This is a genomic window from Schaalia sp. Marseille-Q2122 (assembly GCF_903645355.1).
Taxonomy (GTDB): Bacteria; Actinomycetota; Actinomycetes; order Actinomycetales; family Actinomycetaceae; genus Pauljensenia.
In genome coordinates, this window is sequence record NZ_CAHJXR010000002.1 from 187527 (window position 1) to 205990 (window position 18464).

General features: G+C 59.0%; 18 protein-coding genes and 1 tRNA gene. 17 read left to right on the forward strand and 2 right to left on the reverse strand.

What is annotated here, in order from left to right; genetic code table 11:
* Positions 1-15 precede the first annotated feature (15 nt).
* Complete coding sequence (locus HWX48_RS01830) at positions 16-1563, reverse strand: cytochrome ubiquinol oxidase subunit I (RefSeq protein ID WP_175954070.1); 1548 nt, start codon at positions 1561-1563, stop codon at positions 16-18.
* A gap of 569 nt (positions 1564-2132) precedes the next feature.
* Between HWX48_RS01830 and HWX48_RS01835 the strand changes: the two genes are divergently transcribed.
* The 10 genes from HWX48_RS01835 (at position 2133) to HWX48_RS01880 (ending at position 12413) form a co-directional block, all read left to right on the forward strand.
* Positions 2133-4982, forward strand: a complete 2850-nt coding sequence (locus HWX48_RS01835) for an Rne/Rng family ribonuclease (protein ID WP_254872912.1) — start codon at positions 2133-2135, stop codon at positions 4980-4982.
* Between the two features lie 242 nt (positions 4983-5224).
* Positions 5225-5545 carry a 50S ribosomal protein L21 gene (gene rplU, locus HWX48_RS01840; protein ID WP_124867856.1) on the forward strand — a complete coding sequence of 107 codons (321 nt, stop codon included), beginning with the start codon at positions 5225-5227 and terminating at the stop codon, positions 5543-5545.
* 37 nt (positions 5546-5582) lie between these two features.
* Entirely contained in the window at positions 5583-5843 is a 261-nt protein-coding gene (gene rpmA / locus HWX48_RS01845; RefSeq protein ID WP_124867854.1) for a 50S ribosomal protein L27, read from the forward strand.
* Positions 5844-5969: 126 nt separating this feature from the next.
* The gene (gene obgE / locus HWX48_RS01850; protein ID WP_175954074.1) at positions 5970-7490 is read left to right on the forward strand and encodes a GTPase ObgE; all 1521 of its coding nucleotides are present in this window, start codon (positions 5970-5972) and stop codon (positions 7488-7490) included.
* A 41-nt stretch (positions 7491-7531) separates the two neighbouring features.
* Positions 7532-8635 carry a glutamate 5-kinase gene (gene proB / locus HWX48_RS01855; RefSeq protein WP_175954355.1) on the forward strand — a complete coding sequence of 368 codons (1104 nt, stop codon included), beginning with the start codon at positions 7532-7534 and terminating at the stop codon, positions 8633-8635.
* 87 nt (positions 8636-8722) lie between these two features.
* Entirely contained in the window at positions 8723-10045 is a 1323-nt protein-coding gene (locus HWX48_RS01860; protein ID WP_175954076.1) for a glutamate-5-semialdehyde dehydrogenase, read from the forward strand.
* The gene (gene nadD / locus HWX48_RS01865) at positions 10042-10641 is read left to right on the forward strand and encodes a nicotinate-nucleotide adenylyltransferase (protein WP_175954078.1); all 600 of its coding nucleotides are present in this window, start codon (positions 10042-10044) and stop codon (positions 10639-10641) included. The genes HWX48_RS01860 and nadD overlap by 4 nt, the downstream gene beginning before the upstream one ends.
* Before the next feature lie 226 nt (positions 10642-10867).
* Positions 10868-11239: a ribosome silencing factor gene (rsfS, locus tag HWX48_RS01870; RefSeq protein WP_175954080.1), complete on the forward strand. Its 372-nt coding sequence runs from the start codon at positions 10868-10870 to the stop codon at positions 11237-11239.
* Between the two features lie 158 nt (positions 11240-11397).
* A tRNA-Ala gene (locus HWX48_RS01875) sits at positions 11398-11473 on the forward strand.
* 199 nt (positions 11474-11672) lie between these two features.
* On the forward strand, positions 11673-12413 hold the full coding sequence (locus HWX48_RS01880; RefSeq protein WP_175954082.1) for an SUMF1/EgtB/PvdO family nonheme iron enzyme: 741 nt from the start codon (positions 11673-11675) through the stop codon (positions 12411-12413).
* A gap of 12 nt (positions 12414-12425) precedes the next feature.
* Here the strand turns inward: HWX48_RS01880 and HWX48_RS01885 are convergent, their stop codons facing one another.
* On the reverse strand, positions 12426-12590 hold the full coding sequence (locus HWX48_RS01885) for a hypothetical protein (protein WP_175954083.1): 165 nt from the start codon (positions 12588-12590) through the stop codon (positions 12426-12428).
* A gap of 197 nt (positions 12591-12787) precedes the next feature.
* Between HWX48_RS01885 and HWX48_RS01890 the strand changes: the two genes are divergently transcribed.
* The 7 genes from HWX48_RS01890 (at position 12788) to HWX48_RS01920 (ending at position 18353) form a co-directional block, all read left to right on the forward strand.
* On the forward strand, positions 12788-13165 hold the full coding sequence (locus HWX48_RS01890; protein ID WP_124867842.1) for a GntR family transcriptional regulator: 378 nt from the start codon (positions 12788-12790) through the stop codon (positions 13163-13165).
* Positions 13158-13751, forward strand: coding sequence for an ABC transporter ATP-binding protein (locus HWX48_RS01895; RefSeq protein WP_175954085.1), 594 nt, complete (start codon positions 13158-13160; stop codon positions 13749-13751). Before HWX48_RS01890 ends, HWX48_RS01895 begins: the two co-directional genes overlap by 8 nt.
* A gap of 82 nt (positions 13752-13833) precedes the next feature.
* Positions 13834-15135, forward strand: coding sequence for an ISL3 family transposase (locus HWX48_RS01900; protein WP_175954087.1), 1302 nt, complete (start codon positions 13834-13836; stop codon positions 15133-15135).
* Positions 15136-15218: 83 nt separating this feature from the next.
* A complete protein-coding gene (locus HWX48_RS01905) occupies positions 15219-15443 on the forward strand; it encodes a hypothetical protein (RefSeq protein ID WP_175954089.1) in 225 nt (74 codons plus the stop codon).
* 160 nt (positions 15444-15603) lie between these two features.
* On the forward strand, positions 15604-15885 hold the full coding sequence (locus tag HWX48_RS01910; protein WP_175954091.1) for a transposase: 282 nt from the start codon (positions 15604-15606) through the stop codon (positions 15883-15885).
* Between the two features lie 32 nt (positions 15886-15917).
* Positions 15918-16727 carry an IS3 family transposase gene (locus HWX48_RS01915; protein ID WP_217701571.1) on the forward strand — a complete coding sequence of 270 codons (810 nt, stop codon included), beginning with the start codon at positions 15918-15920 and terminating at the stop codon, positions 16725-16727.
* Between the two features lie 255 nt (positions 16728-16982).
* Complete coding sequence (locus tag HWX48_RS01920; RefSeq protein WP_175954095.1) at positions 16983-18353, forward strand: FAD-dependent oxidoreductase; 1371 nt, start codon at positions 16983-16985, stop codon at positions 18351-18353.
* Positions 18354-18464: the final 111 nt, after the last annotated feature.

Sequence of the window (18464 nt, forward strand, 5' to 3'; positions counted from 1 at the left end):
GAGTGTCTCCTTCTCTCAGTAGCCAAAGGTGAGAGCGCCGCCCTTGGCGGAGTCATCACCCTTGTTATCGGTGGACACGTGAATACCCTCAAGTGCGTAGCGCTTGATGAGCTTGAACCAGATCACGCCCAGGATGCCGTAGAGGACGGTGAAGGCGATCATCGTGAAGAGGATCTGCCAGGCGGGGACGTGGGTGGAGACAGCAATGTCGGTCATCATCAGGACCGATGCGACGGGGTCGCCATTGGCCAGGGCGTTGAGGTTAGGGTGAACAACCCAGGGCTGGCGGCCCATTTCGGTGAAGATCCAGCCGAAGGAGGCGGCAACGAAGGGCATCGGGATGGTGAGGATGGCGAACTTGCCGAGCAGCGACGAGGTCGGTACCGCGCCCTTACGCATTGCCCACAGGGCCCAGACGGCCAGCAGTGCGGAGAAGCCTCCGAAACCGATCATCAGGCGGAAGGACCAGAAGGTCGCCATCTGCGGGGGACGGAAGTCGTACTTGGAGGCGTCACCGTAGGTGTTGACGAAGTCCTCGTTGCTGTTGAGCAGTTCGACCATGCGTGCCTGCTCGTCAGCGACACCGGCGACGGTGGCGTTGAAGTCATCGTGGGACATGAAGGCGGCAACGCCGGGGATCTGGATGAACTTGGTGGGCTCGTAGGAACCGTCCAGGGGGCATTCGCCGAACTGAGCGACGGTGAAGGCTGCGCCTGCAGTGTCGACGCAGATACCTTCAGCGGCAGCCATCTTCATGGGCTGGATCTCAACGAGTTCCTGGCCCTGGAAGTGGCCGGTGCCTGCGGTGCCCAGGCCGCCGATGATGGTGGCAATGAGGCCGAACTTGGCGAGGGGACGCCAGATTTCGCGGGCTTCCTTCATGCCAGCTTCGCCGCCTTCCCGGGCTGCGCGGGTCATCCACCAGATAGCCAGGCCGGCAACGAAGGTGCCTGCCACCATCCATGCGGAGGTGATGACGTGGGTGAACTCCCAGAAGAGGACGGGGTTGAGGACAACCTGGAGGAAGCCGTTGACGCCATCAAGTTCGGCGCGGCCGGTCTCAGGGTTGAAGACAGCGCCGACAGGGTGCTGCATCCAGGAGTTGGCGCCGAGGATCCAGAGTGCGGAAACGGAGGTGCCAATGGCGACGAGCCAGATGGAAGCCAGGTGCATGGCCTTGGGCAGGCGACCCCAACCGAAGATCCACAGGCCCAGGAAGGTGGACTCAAGGAAGAAGGCCAGGAGGGCTTCGACGGCCAGGGGGGCGCCGAAGATGTCGCCAACGAAGCGGGAGTATTCGGACCAGTTCATGCCGAACTGGAACTCCTGCACGATACCGGTGGCAACGCCGAGTGCGAAGTTAATAAGGAGCAACTTGCCAAAGAAGCGGGTTGCTTGGAGCCATTCTTGCTTGCCGGTCTTATGCCAGATGGTTTGCATGATCGCAACCAGCAGCGACAAGCCGATGGTCAGTGGGACGAGGATAAAGTGGTAGACGGTGGTGATACCGAACTGCCAACGCCCCAGCGTCAGCGCATCAAGCGCTGCCGGAACGAGTTCCATGTGCTCGCCTTTCCGGATGATGGGTGGACAAGGACAACGCCAGGGGACAGAGGGGATCTATCATCCTGACATCTTGTCAAGAAGCCTAGTCCAAAGTCCTATCCGGAGAACAGTTAATAGGGCGGGTCTTTCTGATTTCGTGACATACTTGCGCGCGCGTGTCAGGTTGCTCTCTTTTTTCTTGAGAAAACGCGCAATTCTGTCATCTGCGCACGAAGCGGCATCCGCGAATCGAGGCGGGAGCGGTGGGCACGAGGCAGGGGTTTTCGCGGCCGTGCGGTGGTGCGCTGATGGGGGTGGACGAGGGCGGCGCGGCGGGCGCCTCGATCTTCTCAGTCGCCGATGTGCCTGTGCACTTTCTGGGCAACCTGTGGAAGAATAGGGGATTAAGAACGGCCGCTGTGGACACACCTCCGCAGCCACGGTGCGACGTCGAGAATCCAGTGATTATTGTCCTGACTCCCGTCACCGTCACGCTTAAGGCGTGCGCCGCATGGACTTCCGCCCCGTAACGGGGGCGAGCACAACCGGAGAGGTTGGGTGTGCGACCCCTCTATATTTGGAGAACCGTGACCACCCCGCACGACACCCAGGACTTCCTGGGCACCCCGGCAGCTTCACTGCTGTTCCAAGCGCCCACGTTCCAGGAACCCACCTTTCAAGCTGCTCCCGCGTTCATTCCCGCAGCGGAGCGCCCCTCCTACGCAGACGAGGATGCCGATGAGGCTCCCGCACGCAAGCAGCGTACCCGCGCCCGCAAGGTGAAGGAGCCGAAGGAGGCTCCCTCCGACACGGCTGAAGAAAAGCCCGAGGACGAAGCCCCGAAGCGGGTGCGCAAGACCCGCAAGTCTCGCCGCAGCGCTGACGAAGACACGCCTGTTGAGGCTGCCGCTGAGGACACTGCATCAGAGGAGCCTACCGCCACTGACGAGGCTGAGGAGGAAGCGGAGGGCACGAGCCGTCGTCGTCGTCGCCGTCGCACCCGCACTACCGCTGAAGAGGCTGAAGCCAGTGATGAGGTCAAGGCCCTCAAGGGCTCAACCCGTCTGGAGGCCAAGAAGCAGCGACGCCGGGAGGGCCGTAAGGAAGGCCGCCGCCGCCACGTCATCACGGAATCTGAATTCCTTGCACGCCGCGAGTCCGTCAACCGCAAGATGGTCATCCGCCACCGCGACGGCCTCGATCAGATTGCGATTATCGAAGACGACCTGCTGGTTGAGCACTATGTCGCTCGCCGCACCCAGCAGTCGATGGTGGGCAATATCTACCTTGGCCGCGTCCAGAACGTCCTGCCCTCCATGGAAGCAGCTTTCGTGGATATCGGTCGCGGACGTAACGCCGTCCTCTACGCCGGTGAAGTCAACTGGGATGCTGTCGGCCTGGAGGGCCGCCCGCGTCGCATTGAGTCGGCACTGAATTCAGGGGATTCCGTCCTCGTTCAGGTGACTAAGGACCCTATTGGACATAAGGGCGCGCGCCTGACCAGCCAGATCACCCTGGCCGGCCGCTATCTGGTGCTCATTCCCGGCGGCTCGATGATGGGGATTTCCCGCAAACTGCCCGACACTGAGCGCACTCGCCTGAAGAAGATCCTCAAGAAGGTCGTCCCCTCCGGTAGCGGCGTCATTGTCCGCACCGCTGCGGAAGGCGCCACCGAGGAGCAGTTGAATGATGATGTCGCGCGCCTGGTGAAACAGTGGTCGGACATTGAGAAGAAGCAGAATTCCTCGAAGTCTGCCCCCGTCCTGCTGCGCGGTGAGCCTGAGCTGGCCGTGCGTGTGGTGCGTGACATCTTCAATGAGGACTTCACCTCCCTGGTGATCGAAGGCCGCGACACCTACCACACCATTAAGGAATACGTTGACGAGCTTTCCCCTGAGCTCTCCAGTCGTGTGGAACAGTGGGTCGGTACCGAGGACGTGTTCGCCGCGCATCGTGTGGATGAGCAACTCGCCAAGGGGATGGACCGTAAGGTCTGGCTGCCTTCGGGCGGCACCCTGGTGATCGACCGCACTGAGGCGATGACGGTTATTGACGTCAACACCGGTAAGTTCATTGGTGCTGGCGGCACCCTGGAAGAGACCGTGACGCGCAATAACCTTGAAGCAGCCGAAGAGATCGTCCGCCAGCTGCGCCTGCGCGACATTGGTGGCATCGTCATTATCGACTTCGTCGACATGGTGCTTGAGCAAAACCGCGACCTGGTGTTGCGACGCCTGGTGGAGTGCTTGGGCCGTGACCGCACGCGCCACCAGGTCACGGAGATTACCTCCCTGGGCTTGGTGCAGATGACGCGTAAGCGTGTGGGCGAGGGCCTCGTCGAAGCCTTCTCCACGACCTGCTCGACCTGCGAAGGTAAGGGTTTCATCGTCCACCACGACCCGGTGGAGCATCAGGTGCCCGGCGAACCCACCCCCAAGCAGCGTAAGAAGAAGGCCCAGGCTGAGGAACCGCGTCGCCTCGAAGAGGACAGTGCGACCCGTGAGCGTGCCCGTGAGGCCCTGAGTGCGATTCATGCCGCCGCTTCCGGCGCGAAGGACGAGGCTCCCGCCGACGAGGCTGACTCCGCCACTGATCGTCCAGGCGTGGAGGGAGCGGAGAATGAGCCCGCAGCTCCTGCCGAGATAAAGGGCCGTGGCCGTAGGGCTAAGGCGAAGGCGGACGCTCCTCAAGCTGAGTCTCCTCAGGCTGACGCTCCGAAGGCCGCAGTGGACCTCGAGAACGAGGCGAGTGCGGCCGGTGCTGACGAGGCCGCTCACGCAGCGGCCACCAAGGGCGCCGAGAAGGGCACTAAGAAGGCAGGAAAGACCACCCGCAGGGCCGCCGACAAGGCTGCCGTGAAGGCCGCTGATCAAACGGTGGAGGACGCGGCTGGTGATCCGGCACCCTCTGCTGAGGCTCCCGCATCCCCTCGCGCGAAGAAGTCCGCAGCTCGTGAGGCCGCCCCCAAGGCTGGGGCATCCACGGGTACTCCCGCACGAGGCTCGCGCCGTCGCCGCGTCGTCAGCACCGACGTTGTCGAGCCTCAACGCAGCGCCGCCCACTCCCTCATTGAGCTGCCCGCCCCGGTGCAGCGCGTTGAGGAAAGCCCGGCTCCTGTTGAGCGTCCCTTGACGGTGGATGCCATTGAGCTGCCCCAGCGTGGGGAGGAAGCTTCGGCTCAGCCTCCTGCACGGAAGCGCCGCCGCGCTGTGAGCACGGATGTTGTGGACCCGGGCCTCGGGGGTGCCCAGCCTGCTCAGACACCTTCCGCTGCGCAGGAGAAGCCTGCGCGTAGCTCGCGAACCCGCGCGAACTTTCGTCGCACTACCACTGTCGAGGAAGCGCCTGCACCCGCTCAGGCCGTTGAGGAGGGCGTGACCCGCGCTCCGAAGCGCCGCCGCCGAGTGGTCTCCACGGGCGTTATCGACGCCGGGTAGCATCCGGTGAGGGACACTCTGCTGGGATGGTCTACCTTTTCCGGCGGCGTGTCTCGTAAACGGTGGGGGCGTGGAAGATCACACGCATTTCACCCCTGGATAACCCCCTTCGGCTTGCCTGGCATGGGGGATATCCGCTAGATTTGATCGTCGGCGCACACAGGCGCCAACAGGATTCGTTGTTCCATTGAGGGCCCCACGGGCTCATGGAATAACCTCCTGCTCCGAACGTATGAACAGAGATGAGCTTTAACGTGGTCTACGCGATCGTCAAGGCCGGCGGCCGACAGGAAAAGGTGTCCGTCGGTGACGTCGTCGTCGTCGACAAGCTGGCAGAAGAAATTGGTGCCAGCATCGAACTCCAGCCCCTGATGCTGGTTGATGGCGATGCCGTCACCGTTGACAAGGCTGGCCTGGAGAAGGTCACCGTCAAGGCTGAGGTCATCGACTCCGCCAAGGGTCCCAAGATCTCCATCATCAAGTACAAGAACAAGTCGGGCTACCGCAAGCGCCAGGGCCACCGTCAGAAGATGTCGGTCGTCAAGATCACCTCGATCGCCTGAGCCTCACACCCGTTCGAGATAGAAAGAGTCATTCAGCATGGCACATAAGAAGGGCCTCGGCTCCTCCCGCAACGGCCGCGACTCGAACGCCCAGCGTCTGGGTGTGAAGCGTTTCGCTGGCCAGGTCGTCAACGCAGGTGAAATCCTCGTCCGTCAGCGTGGCACCCACTTCCACCCCGGTGATGGTGTGGGCCGCGGTAAGGATGACACCCTCTTCGCACTGCGCGCCGGTGCCGTCGAGTTCGGCACCCGTCGCGACCGCAAGGTCGTCAACATCGTTGAGCCGGTTCAGGCCTGAGCCTGACCGCTTAAGAGGTGGCGTTCGGCAATCTGCCGGACGCCACTTCCTTTTAAAACCGGCTAGTAGCATTTCCCCTGCCAGCGCAGGCCCCGACCCAAGAGCAGTCCCCCCGAGGAGGACCCCATGCCACACTTCGTTGACCGAGTGACATTGCATGCCGCAGGCGGTAATGGCGGACATGGCGTCGCCTCCGTGCGCCGCGAAAAATTCAAGCCCCTGGGCGGGCCCGACGGCGGTGACGGCGGTAACGGCGGCTCTGTCATCCTTGAGGTTGACCCCAATGTCACCACGCTGCTCACCTATCACCGCAGCCCCCACCAGCGTGCGAGCAACGGCACGCAAGGCATGGGTGACTTCCGTCAGGGCCGCAACGGCAAGGACATTATCCTGCCCGTTCCAGATGGCACCGTGGTCAAGGACACCAGCGGTGAACTGCTTGCGGACCTCACGGGCGCTGGAACCCGCTTCATTGTCGCCCAGGGCGGACGCGGCGGCCTTGGCAATGCCGCCCTCGCATCCAAAGCCCGAAAAGCCCCCGGTTTCGCGCTGCTGGGTGAACCGGGCGAAGAACGAGACGTCGTCCTTGAACTCAAGTCTGTTGCTGACGTCGCCCTCGTGGGATACCCGTCTGCTGGAAAATCTTCGATGATCGCCGCAATGTCGGCCGCGCGTCCCAAGATTGCTGACTATCCTTTCACGACGCTCATTCCGAACCTGGGTGTTGTGCAGGCAGGCGACACGCGCTATACCATTGCCGACGTGCCTGGCCTCATCCCCGGCGCCGCACAGGGCAAGGGTTTGGGCCTGGACTTCCTGCGCCACATTGAACGCTGCGCGGTCATCGTTCACATTCTTGACACGGCCACCTACGAGGCCGACCGCGACCCACTCTCCGATCTGCGCACCATTGAGGCCGAGCTTGCCGCCTACGAAGGTGACCTGGGTGAGGTCGACGGCTACATTCCCCTCATGGAACGTCCCCGCGTCATCGTCCTCAACAAGATTGACGTGCCTGACGGGCGTGAACTGGCTGAGTTCATGCAAGAAGAACTCACCGAGTTTGGCTGGCCCATCCACATGGTCTCCGCCGTCTCACACGAGGGCCTGAAGGAACTGTCCTTCACCCTGGCCCGCATGGTCGAGGAACACCGTGCGAGCCTGCCTGCCGTGGAGCGCACCCGCCAGATTATTCGCCCCAAGGCTGTGGGATCACGTCAAGAGATCACCGTCACCCGTTACGAGCAAGACGGCGAACCCCTGTTCCAGGTTCGCGGTGAGAAGCCCGAACGCTGGGTGAAGCAAACCGACTTCACCAATGATGAAGCGATTGGCTACCTCGCTGACCGCCTGGCTGCTGCAGGTGTGGAGGATGAGCTAATGAAGGCGGGTGCTGTCGCAGGCGATGCCGTGGTCATTGGCGATATTGAATCCGGCGTGCTCTTCGACTTTGAACCCACGCTGTCCACCGGCCCCGAGCTGCTTGGCCAGCGCGGCTCTGACCTGCGTATCGACCAGTCTGCGCGCCCCACCCGCAAGGCGCGCAAGGAACGCTACCACGACGCTATGGACGCCAAGGCAGCGGCTCGTGATGAGCTCTGGACCGAACGCTCCGCTGGCGTGTGGACTGACCCCTCCGATAGCTGAAAGTAGTAGAGGACACACAGGTGGACGTCACCACATCGGGCATGACCGACGCGAAGCGTATTGTCGTCAAAATTGGATCATCGTCCCTGACTCGCCCTGACGGCGGCCTGGACCTGAATCGAATTGATGTGGTGGCCCGCCTGGCCGCCCAGTGGCGCGCCATGGGTGGCGAGATCATTATCGTCTCTTCCGGCGCTGTCGCTGCGGGTCTTGGCCCCCTGCGCCTGAGTGCCCGCCCGAAGGATCTGGCCTCCATCCAGGCCTGCGCCGCTATGGGGCAGGGCCTGCTCGTTGCCCAGTGGTCGGCTGCTTTCCAGTCCCATCACCATCACGTCGCCCAGGTGCTGCTCACCACCGATGACGTCATGCGTCGTGACCACTACACGAACGTGCGTCAGTCCCTGGAAAAGCTCCTGCATTATGGGGTTATCCCCATCATTAACGAGAATGACACCGTCGCCACGCGCGAGCTGCGCTTTGGTGATAACGACCGTTTGGCTTCCTATGTGGCCCAGATTGTCGCGGCGGACGCCCTCGTCTTGCTGACCGACGTCGATGGCCTCTACACGGCACCCCCGTCTGACCCGACGGCTGAGCTCATCACCCACGTGGCGAGCATTGATGAACTGGAGGCTGTGAAGGTCGCCGGGTCGGGGACGAAGATTGGCTCGGGTGGCATGGTGACGAAGGTTCAGGCCGCGTCGATGGCGACCTCCTCGGGTATTGGCGTCATGCTCACCAGCGCTGACAAGCTCGCTCAGGTGCTCGCGGGGGAGAAGGTCGGCACATGGTTCGCGCCCTCCGCGACGCGCCCTGCCTCGCGCACCCTGTGGATCGCTCACGCTGCCCCTTCGGGTGGTGAACTCAAGATTGACGAGGGCGCCGTCACCGCCCTCGTTGAGAGTAAAAAGTCCCTTCTGGCAGCCGGTATTGAGCGCGTGCGCGGCGACTTCGCTGCAGGGGACGTCGTTGACGTGACGGCCCCGAATGGTCGCATTATTGCCCGCGGTATTGTCTCTGTTGATTCTGATACTACCGCTGCCATGTGTGGCCTGAGTGCGGAGGACCTCGTGGCGATGGGATGGGCGAATCCTCGTCCGATTATTCACCGCGACGATCTGGCTTTCCCCGCCTCAAACACCTAATCACAGCGCGCCAGCGGCGAGGGAGAGCCGCAGCGGCGGGTTGGACTCCATCTGCGTGACCTGGCGCAAATGTGCGATTATGGGGCCATGAGTACCACTGACGCTGCCATCACCGCTTCTTCAGGCGCACCCGCAGACTACGCTGATATTTCTGCCCTCACGCAGGCCGCCCGCGCCGCCGCACGCAGCTTTGCGACGGCCACTACCCGCGTAAAGAATGAGGCGCTTGAAGCTATCGCGCAGGCAATTATCGACAAGGCTGACACGATTATCGCGGCTAACGGGCAGGACATGGAACGCGAGCGGGCAGCCGGTATGAGCGAAGGGCTACTTGACCGCCTCGCCCTCGACCTGCCCCGTCTGGAATCCATTGCCGCCGCCGTGCGCGAGGTCATTGCCCTGCCTGATCCGGTGGGACGCGTCGTGAGAGGCACCGTCACGGCTGACGGTTTAAGTGTCACTCAGGTGAGTGTTCCCATGGGCGTTGTCGGCATGATCTACGAGGCTCGCCCGAATGTCACCATTGACGCTGCAGCCCTGGCTCTGAAGGCAGGTAGCGCTGTTATTCTTCGCGGTGGATCAGCAGCAGAAAAGTCGAATGAAGCGATCGTCGCTGTCATGCGCGCCGCCCTTGAATCGCAGGGGCTGCCGGCTGGTCTTGTCAGCACGGTTGACCCGTGGGGGAGGGCCGGTGCTCGGGCGATGATGCGCGCACGAGGCGGTATTGATGTCCTTATCCCACGAGGCGGCGCGGGCCTGATCCGTACCGTTGTTGAGGAATCCCTTGTGCCTGTCATCGAAACCGGCACGGGTAACTGCCACATCTACGTTGATGCCGGCGCTGACCTTGCTGCCGCTGAGCGTATTGTGATGAACGCCAAGACTCAGCGCGTGGGCGTGTGTAATGCAGCCGAGACTCTTCTTGTTCATGCTGACAGTGCCGACGCGTTCCTCCCCGCGGCTGTGCGTGCACTGACGGAGGCTGGTGTTACGATCCACGCCTGTGACAAGACCCGTGACATTATGGCCACGGTTGAGGGTGTGGATTCTGTGCGGATCGTGGCAGCCACTGAGGAGGACTGGGGAACCGAATACCTCTCTTTGGATCTTGCTGTGCGTGTTGTGCCTTCCATTGATGAGGCCATTGACCACATCCGTAAGTGGTCCTCGGGGCACACTGAAGCGATCTGCACGCGCTCAACCCATTCTGCACGACGTTTCCGCGCAGAGCTGGATTCAGCAGCCATTGCGATTAATGCTTCCACCCGTTTCACTGATGGAGGACAACTCGGTCTGGGCGCAGAGATCGGCATCTCGACACAGAAGCTCCACGCGCGCGGTCCCATGGGCTTAGAAGAGCTGACCACCACGACGTGGATTATCGAGGGAGACGGGGATATTCGTCCATGACAGAGTTATCGCGTCGGCCAGCGATTGGCATTATGGGTGGCACCTTTGATCCCATCCATCACGGGCACCTTGTTGCAGCCTCTGAGGTGATGGATGTCTTTGGCCTCGATAAGGTGATCTTCGTGCCCGCCGCGCTTCAACCCTTCAAAGCTGGCCGACGTGTAGCTCCTGCGGAGGACCGCTACCTGATGACGGTCGTCGCCACCGCTTCGAACCCTCGTTTCGAGGTGTCTCGGGTGGATATTGACCGCGGAGGCACGACCTACACCATCGATACCGTGAAGGATCTGCACGAGCAGATTCCCAACGCCGACTTCTTCTTTATTACCGGTGCTGATGCGCTGGCACAGATCACCCAATGGAAGCAGGCTGACGAGCTTTTAGAGATGGCGCACTTCATTGGCGTGACTCGGCCGGGGCATCATCTGGATGCCTCCGGTTTGCCGTCATCGGCAGTGTCGTTGATGGAGGTGCCGGCTATGGCAATTTCTTCCACGGATTGTCGGGAGCGGGTGCGCCACGGTAAGCCCGTGTGGTACCTCGTTCCTGACGGCGTTGTGCAATACATCAATAAGCACGCTCTCTATCGTTCGTAATCTGCTGTGCCCGACTGTCGACGGTGAGGGCTCCTGCGCGAGAAGGGGCCACACGTCCTAGAAAAACCCCTGCCGGACGGGACTTAGGGACGACGGGCGGGACTTGTGTCTTAGGTCATTTTTGAGTTGGGCGTTCTTTCCTCATTCTCTCCTGAGACGAGCAGCGAAGCACAGTGACAGACTATGAAAGGAACACGCAGAAATGACTAACCCTGAGGTGGATCCTATGACCCGTGATACTCAACTGGCCGAACTGATTGACACTGTCACGAAAGCCGCCAGCGACAAGATTGCTACCGCCCCCGTCCTCATTGAAGTGGGGGACCGTATGGCTCTTGCTGATGCTTTCTTTGTTGCCTCAGCGCCAACAGACCGCCAAGTGCGCGCTATCGCTGAAAATATCATGGACGAGGTCGCACTCAAGCTCCACATGCGTCCTGCACGCATTGAAGGCCGCACAGAGGGGCGCTGGATACTTGTTGACTACGGAGATCTGGTTGTTCATGTCCTGATCGATGAGGACCGGGAATACTACGCGCTCGAAAAACTCTGGGGGGATGTGCCTGTGCGTCACCTTGAGCCGCAGGCGCTGCGCTAAGCCTGCGTGAGCTCGTGTTTTGCCGGTGGGAGAGCCTGAAGAAGGTAGTGTGGTGACCCGCACACCGTGCCGATTTGGAATCTCCACTGCGAGCACGCTATTCTTTTCTAGTCGCCGGGAACGACGCGAAGGCAGAGGTTCCGGGATGAAAAGAATACGGGGCTATGGCGCAGTTGGTAGCGCGCTTCCATGGCATGGAAGAGGTCAGGGGTTCGAATCCCCTTAGCTCCACCATTAGGACTACCTTTGTGATGTACCTTCACGAAGGTAGTTTTTTATTTCGTACTTCACTCCGTAGTGAAGCCCTGACTGCTCGTAAAGGCTACTTTTCCTGCTGGCTGCGTGCAAAGATGGCTGGATCAAGAAGGTTTGAGAGTCGCTGGGAGCATGATCTAAAAGTGAGCAGCCACTGGATGTCGGGTTGGAAGTTCAAATGAGCATTGTCGAGCATGTTGAAGCCAGCATGGTTGTTGTTCCTGCAGGCATCGAATTGGTGAGAGACTTCGTCGACCCACAAAAGTGGATTAGTTCGAACTATCTAATGGCTATGCCTGGCACACACAAAGCAAAGGTGGTGCGTGAGTGTCAGATTGAGCTTGCCTCATTCGCGATGTTGAGCACCCCAGTGACAAATGAGCTCTACTGCAGCGTGATGGGGGAGAGCGCTAGTGATGCAGCAACTTCTGCTCCCGTGGTGAACATTAGTTGGATCGACTCGGTCATTTTTTGCAATCACTTGTCAGAGTTGGCCGGGTTCGACCCCGTCTACGTAATCGGAGACAAACCAGACGACGTTGATATTCGTGCTGGTAGTCGGGGCTTTCGTCTGCCAACTGATGCGGAATGGCAATTTGCATGCAGAGGGATGACGACTGGCTATCGATACGGTGAGCTTGACGAGATCGCATGGCACGAAGATAACTCAGACGGTGAGTTGCATGAGGTTGCTGCCAAGCTCCCAAACCAATTTGGTCTCTTTGACATGATCGGAAACGTTTGGGAATGGTGTTTCGACCTCTACGACACAGATAGATACGGGAACTATCGAGTGTTTAGAGGTGGCAGCTATTTGAGTGAAGCACGGGCGTGTGGAGCGACATCGAGACGAAAGAGTTTCCCAAACTTTGCCGCAGAAGACCTAGGTTTTCGGATCGTTCGTAGCATCGAGCCATAAGCGCGGCGCTGACTAAAACCCGTCCTGGATCCCCACTTTCACGCTGCCTTCCATGGCAATCATGGGGCGATTGATGAGCACCCGATATAGTCGCACATCACAGTCGATGAGGTTCTTGTTCATCATCAACTCGCTCACGACTTGGAGCCATGCTACCTGCGGACTCTTGGTGCTCATGAATGGTATTTATCATCCATGAGCGCACTGGGGCACCACTATGGGCCAAGTGACCTTCGAGTTCAGGCTGCGTGACTCACTTCAAAGCAGCTCGCCTCTGTGAAGTCCTACGTGGGCAGGAGAGTGGTGGGCAATGATGATTCTCCTCTTCCTAAAACCCTACTGTTCATATACACTATGAACAGTAGGAGGTGTGGATGGATATCGTAGTGAGCAATGCGAGCTCGCAGCCGATTTATGCTCAGATCAAGGATCAGATCAAGGCTGCGATTATTAACGGTCAACTTAATCCTGGTGAAAAGATGCCGTCGATTCGTCGGTTGGCAGCACAATTGCGAGTGTCTGTGATAACGACGAAGCGCGCCTATGACGAGTTGGAGCTTGAAGGCTTCATCGATTCAATGCAGGGCCGGGGTAGTTATGTGGCGTCGAAGACTACTGAGCTGTTGAAAGAGGAATATCGTCGCCAAGTGGAGCAGTACCTGCAAGCTGCACTGGATTCAGCTGCGGCGGCGGGCTTAACCGCCGCCGACTTGAAAGATCTGATCGATTTATTAGGAGTTGAAGATGAATAGTATCGATATCATCGGACTCGTAAAATCTTACCCTGACTTCACTCTCGGCCCGATTGACCTTCATGTTCCCCGAGGGGCAATTGTTGGTCTTGTTGGCGAAAATGGTGCAGGAAAGTCCACAACTATCCGGCTAATCCTTGGATTGTTAACCCCAGACGCTGGACAGGTCAATGTACTTGGTGAACCTGCCACTCCTAGTAATTCAGCTCCACGTGAACGAATCGGCGTGGTCTTTGACGATATTAGTCTTCCGAGCGTCTTCACAGTCGCTAATGCTGCGAAGTTTGGTCAACGGCTGTACAGGAATTGGGATGAACGGGCCTTTGGCGAATACTGCCAGCGCTTTAACCTTTCGGCAACGAAGAAAGTGAGTGAGCTCTCTCGCGGTATGCGTATGAAACTGGGCTTAGCGATAGCCCTTTCTCATAATGCCGAGCTATTGATCTTCGATGAAGCGACAAGTGGACTTGATCCGGTGGTTCGTGACGAGGTGCTCGATATTATGCTCGAGTTTATCCAGGATCCTACCCACTCGATTCTCTTTTCAGGCTCTTCCCAAATGAGGGTGTGGGTGGGTGTGAGCTAGTGCGGGGGTGTTGGTGTGTGGATAGGCGTTGAGGTCTTCCGATGATGGGAGTTAACACAGCACCCAACGGGAAGACCTCAACATGTCCAACGCTACCTTCATTGAGCCTGATTTGACTACTTTTGCTGGTTTGGACGGCCTTGGGCTCATTGTTACCGGCCAGTGTGTTGAGCCTGAGCGAGCAGTGCTCGAATGCCGCGTGGTAGAGCCGGATAACTGGTGCAGGAGGTGTGGCTGCCAAGGACTAGTACGCGACAGTGTGACGCGAAGGCTTGTGCATGTGCCTTTTGGGTGGCGTCCTACCAGTTTGTTGGTACGGCTGCGTAGGTACCGCTGTCGGGAGTGTGGGCATGTGTGGCGACAGAATATGGAGTCAGCAGCAGCCCCCAAAGCACTCCTGTCCAGACGGGCGGCGCGATGGGCGTTGGAAGCGGTTGTGTGCAAGCACTTGAGCATAGCTAGCCTCGCCCAGGGGCTAGGGGTGGCTTGGGATACCGCTAACGACGCTGTAGTGGCTGAGGGCCTGGAGGTCTTGATCAATAACCCGGCCCGGTTTGACGGTGTGAGAGTTATTGGCGTGGATGAGCATGTCTGGCGTCATACACGCAAAGGAGACAAGTACGTCACTGTCATCATCGATTTGACCCCGGTCAGGGACGGTACTGGCCCGGCCCGGCTGCTGGACATGATCCAGGGGCGTTCCAAACAAGCTTTCAAGAATTGGCTAAGCGAACGCGATCAAGCCTGGCGTCGGGGCGTTGAAGTGGTGGCCATGGACGGTTTCACCGGGTTCAAAACTGCCGCGAGTGAGGAATTACCCCAGGCCAGGGCCGTGCTAGATCCCTTCCATGTCGTCAAACTAGCAGGAGATGCGCTTGACCAGTGTCGGCGGCGTGTTCAACAAGAACTCCACGCACGCCGTGGGCGATCAACTGATCCCTTGTATAAGGCCCGCCGCACCCTACACACCGGCATCGACCTGCTCACCCCTGTCCAGCACAAGCGTCTAGAGACGCTGTTTGCCAACGATGACCATGCCCAAGTTGAGGTGACCTGGGGGATATACCAGAAGATGGTGGCCGCCTACCGCCATCCCGACAGGGCCAAAGGCAAGCAACTCATGCAAGACCTCATCACCGCGATCTGCAAAGACGTGCCCGAGGTCCTTAAAGAAATCAAAACCCTGGGACGAACACTAAAGAAACGCGCCACTGACATCCTGGCCTACTTCGACCACCCCAAGACCAGTAACAGTCCCACCGAAGCCATCAACGGTCGTCTCGAACACCTACGCGGCACCGCTCTGGGCTTTCGCAACCTGACCAACTACATCATCCGCAGCCTACTAGAAACAGGCGGATTCAAACCCCACCTACACCCTTAAATCGGAAGAGCCTCTTTTCATCTCACATTGTCTCTGACATTGATAAAGCGGCTGATTATGTTGCATTCATGCATGATGGCCAGATGAAGTTCATTGAGCAAAAGGATGAGCTTCTTGATTCTTGGCGACTAGCATCGCTGACCAATGCGCAAGCCGACCACATTGACAGCAGCCAAATTCTCGGGAGACGTCGACATGAGTTCGGTCAAGAGTTGATCGTGCGTGCCGAGGCTGTTCCCCCCGGTTGTCAGGTTGGTAGGCCGACGATCGAAGACATCATGATCTACACCATCAAAGGGGAAAAATAATGAACGCCGTGTTATATAAAGACCTTACCGTCAACCGTAACTACTTGCTCATTCTTGCCGGTATCGTCTTGGGCTGACCCCTGTTTTTAGGTCCAGTGGTTGTTAGAGTCCTAGTAGTGGTGCTGACGTGTGTTGGCACCTGTTGGAGGGACTGATTTACATGGCTTCTGGTAAGCGTCATTCTGTGACGGCGATTGTGCGTTTGTTGGAACGCGATGCTGAGCTAACCGCTCAAGGCTTGTCGACTGAGGAAGTAGCCGCTGATCTTGAGGTGTCTACGGCGACTTTGTACAACTGGCGTAAACGTTTCGGTCAGATGAGCAGTGACGAGGCTGCGGAGTATGTGCAGATGAAAGACGAGATCGCACGCCTCAAGCGCATTGTCGCTGATCAGGTGCTCGAGATTGATGCGTTGAGGTTGATTGCGAAGGGAAAATTCTGAGCCCGGATCTTCAACGCCGGGCGATCCGCAGTGTGATTGACGTGCTGGGTTACAGTATCAGGCGTGCCTGTCGGATTGTGGGGATGGCTCGTAGCACCTTCCAACGGGCTAAGGTCAAGGACACACCTCAAGACCCCGACCAGGAACTACGCGCCACTCTCCGGGCCTATTCGACTGCTCATCCGTGTCATGGGTTTAGGCGTGCTCACGCGTATCTGGTTCACGATGTGGGGATGGAGATTAACCTCAAGAAGGTTCAACGCTTATGGCGCGAAGAAGGTCTGACGCGCAAGACCCCACGCCGCCAAGTACGGCGCGGCAAAACCACCATGCCAGTGGTGAAAGCCAATGAGCCCAATCATGTGTGGAGTATTGACTTCCAATACGACGTGACCAGGGATGGGCGGCCGATCAAGATTGCGTCCATGGTTGATGAATTCACCCGCGAATCTCTCCTGGACATTGTTGAGCGCAGTATTGATGCTGACCAACTAGCCAAGGCTCTCACCACCGTGTTCGCTGCCCGCGGGGTGCCACGGGTGTTGAGGATGGATAATGGGCCTGAGTTCATCTCCAAGCGCTTGCAACGCCTGTGTGGGAAGCGTATTGGGATGGCATACATTCCGCCAGGTACGCCCTGGAATAACGGATACGTCGAATCGTTTAACAACCACCGCAGAAGAGAGTGCCTAAGGCGCCACGATTTTGCTAACCTGATTGAAGCGCGGCACACCATCACCGAGTTTCACCGCGACTACAATCTCCACCACCGCCACTCATCCCTGGGATACCTCACCCCAGTAGAGTACGCGGAACAATGGAAAACAACCCACACACTCTAACAACACATGGCCCTAAAAACGGGGACCCCTCACCACCCGAGAAAAATACATCGAAGACGTCCTAGGTGGGGGCAACGTGTGGTCGCCCATGGAAGAGCTTCGTAAGAGCGGATTTTGGTCTGGCAAACAACAAGGCGAAATTTTTCACTTGTGCCCCTGGTGAAACATCGCGAGTAGCCGATAAGGACAATGCGCGCGCCCTCAACTGGTCCACCGATTAAGGTGGAGGAAGCACATTCTTCAGGAAGGTTTCCTATGCACTTCGATGTTGTCATCCTTGGGTGGGGTAAGGCAGGCAAGAGCCTCGCGGCAGACCTCGCCAGACAGGGCCAGCGTGTGGCCCTCGTTGAGCGTTCTTCTAGCATGTACGGCGGAACCTGCATCAACGTGGGCTGCGTGCCAACGAAAGACCTCGTCACCTCAGCAGAGGAACGCCGCCAGAGCGACGACCCTGCCCAGTACTTCGCTGCTGCCGTTGCCGAACGCGACACGCTCATTAGTGCTCTGCGTGCCGCCAACTACGCCATGCTGGACGGCAAGGTCGCCCTCTTTGACGGACAGGCGTCATTCGTTGATCCTCACACTGTTCGAGTGAGCCCTGTCGAGCCTGACCACGGCGGCGAAGAGCTGGACATCACCGCTGACACCATCGTCATCAACACGGGGACGATCCCGCGCGCCCTGGAAATTCCAGGAGCGGACCTGTCTGGCGTCTACGATTCGACCACCATCCAGCATGCCAAGCCCTTCCCCTCACGCCTGTTGATCGTTGGCGCGGGTTTCATTGGCCTGGAGTTCGCCTCGATGTTCGCCAACTTTGGTGCTCAGGTGACAGTTACTGACCCGGGCGAGGTGTTCATCCGCCGTGTGGATCGTGACGTGGCGACCTCCGTTGAAGAGAGTCTCACTGCCGCAGGTGTGCAGATTCGGATGAACACCGCCGTGGAGTCAATTAGCCAGGATGGTTCGGCACTGCGCGTCCACACGTCAGAGGGGGACATTGAAACCGATGCAGTCCTTATCGCGGTGGGCCGCGTTCCCGCTACAGCTGAGCTGAATCTCGAAGCTGCAGGCGTTGACTGCGACGAACGTGGTTTTGTGCGCGTGGACGACCAACTGCGCACCTCCGTTGAGCACATCTTTGCTGTGGGTGATGTCAATGGCGGCCCGCAGTTCACCTATATTTCCTACGATGATTACCGCATTGTCCGTGATGTCCTAATAGGGGAGGGACGCCGTAACCGCCAAGATCGTGTGGCCGTGCCGTGGACGGCTTTCATTGATCCGCCGCTGTCCGTTGTCGGGATCAGCGAGGCCGAGGCCCTGAAGGCGGGTGTGCGTGTAGCGGTTGCTTCGGCGCCAGTGGCGAAGATTCCTGTCATGCCTCGGCCGAAAATCTTGGGCAAGACAGCAGGCATGATGAAGTTCATCGTGGATGCTGATTCCAACGCGATCCTGGGTGCAGCCCTGCATAGTGTGGACTCTCAAGAGCTCATTAATATCGTGGCCCTGTGTATGCGTATGGGGGGCACTGTGGCTGATCTGCGTGATGGCATCTGGACGCATCCGTCCTCAACGGAAGCCTTCAACGGCGTCTTGCGGGGCCTCCAGCCTGTCACAGACTGACGTTGTCGCAGATCGGTACTGTCGATAACTGGCGTGTGGGTACATAGGTGCGCGTGTGGGGATTAAGTGTGTTGTCGTCTGCCCTCCGCGCGCTGATATGTGTGAGATCTT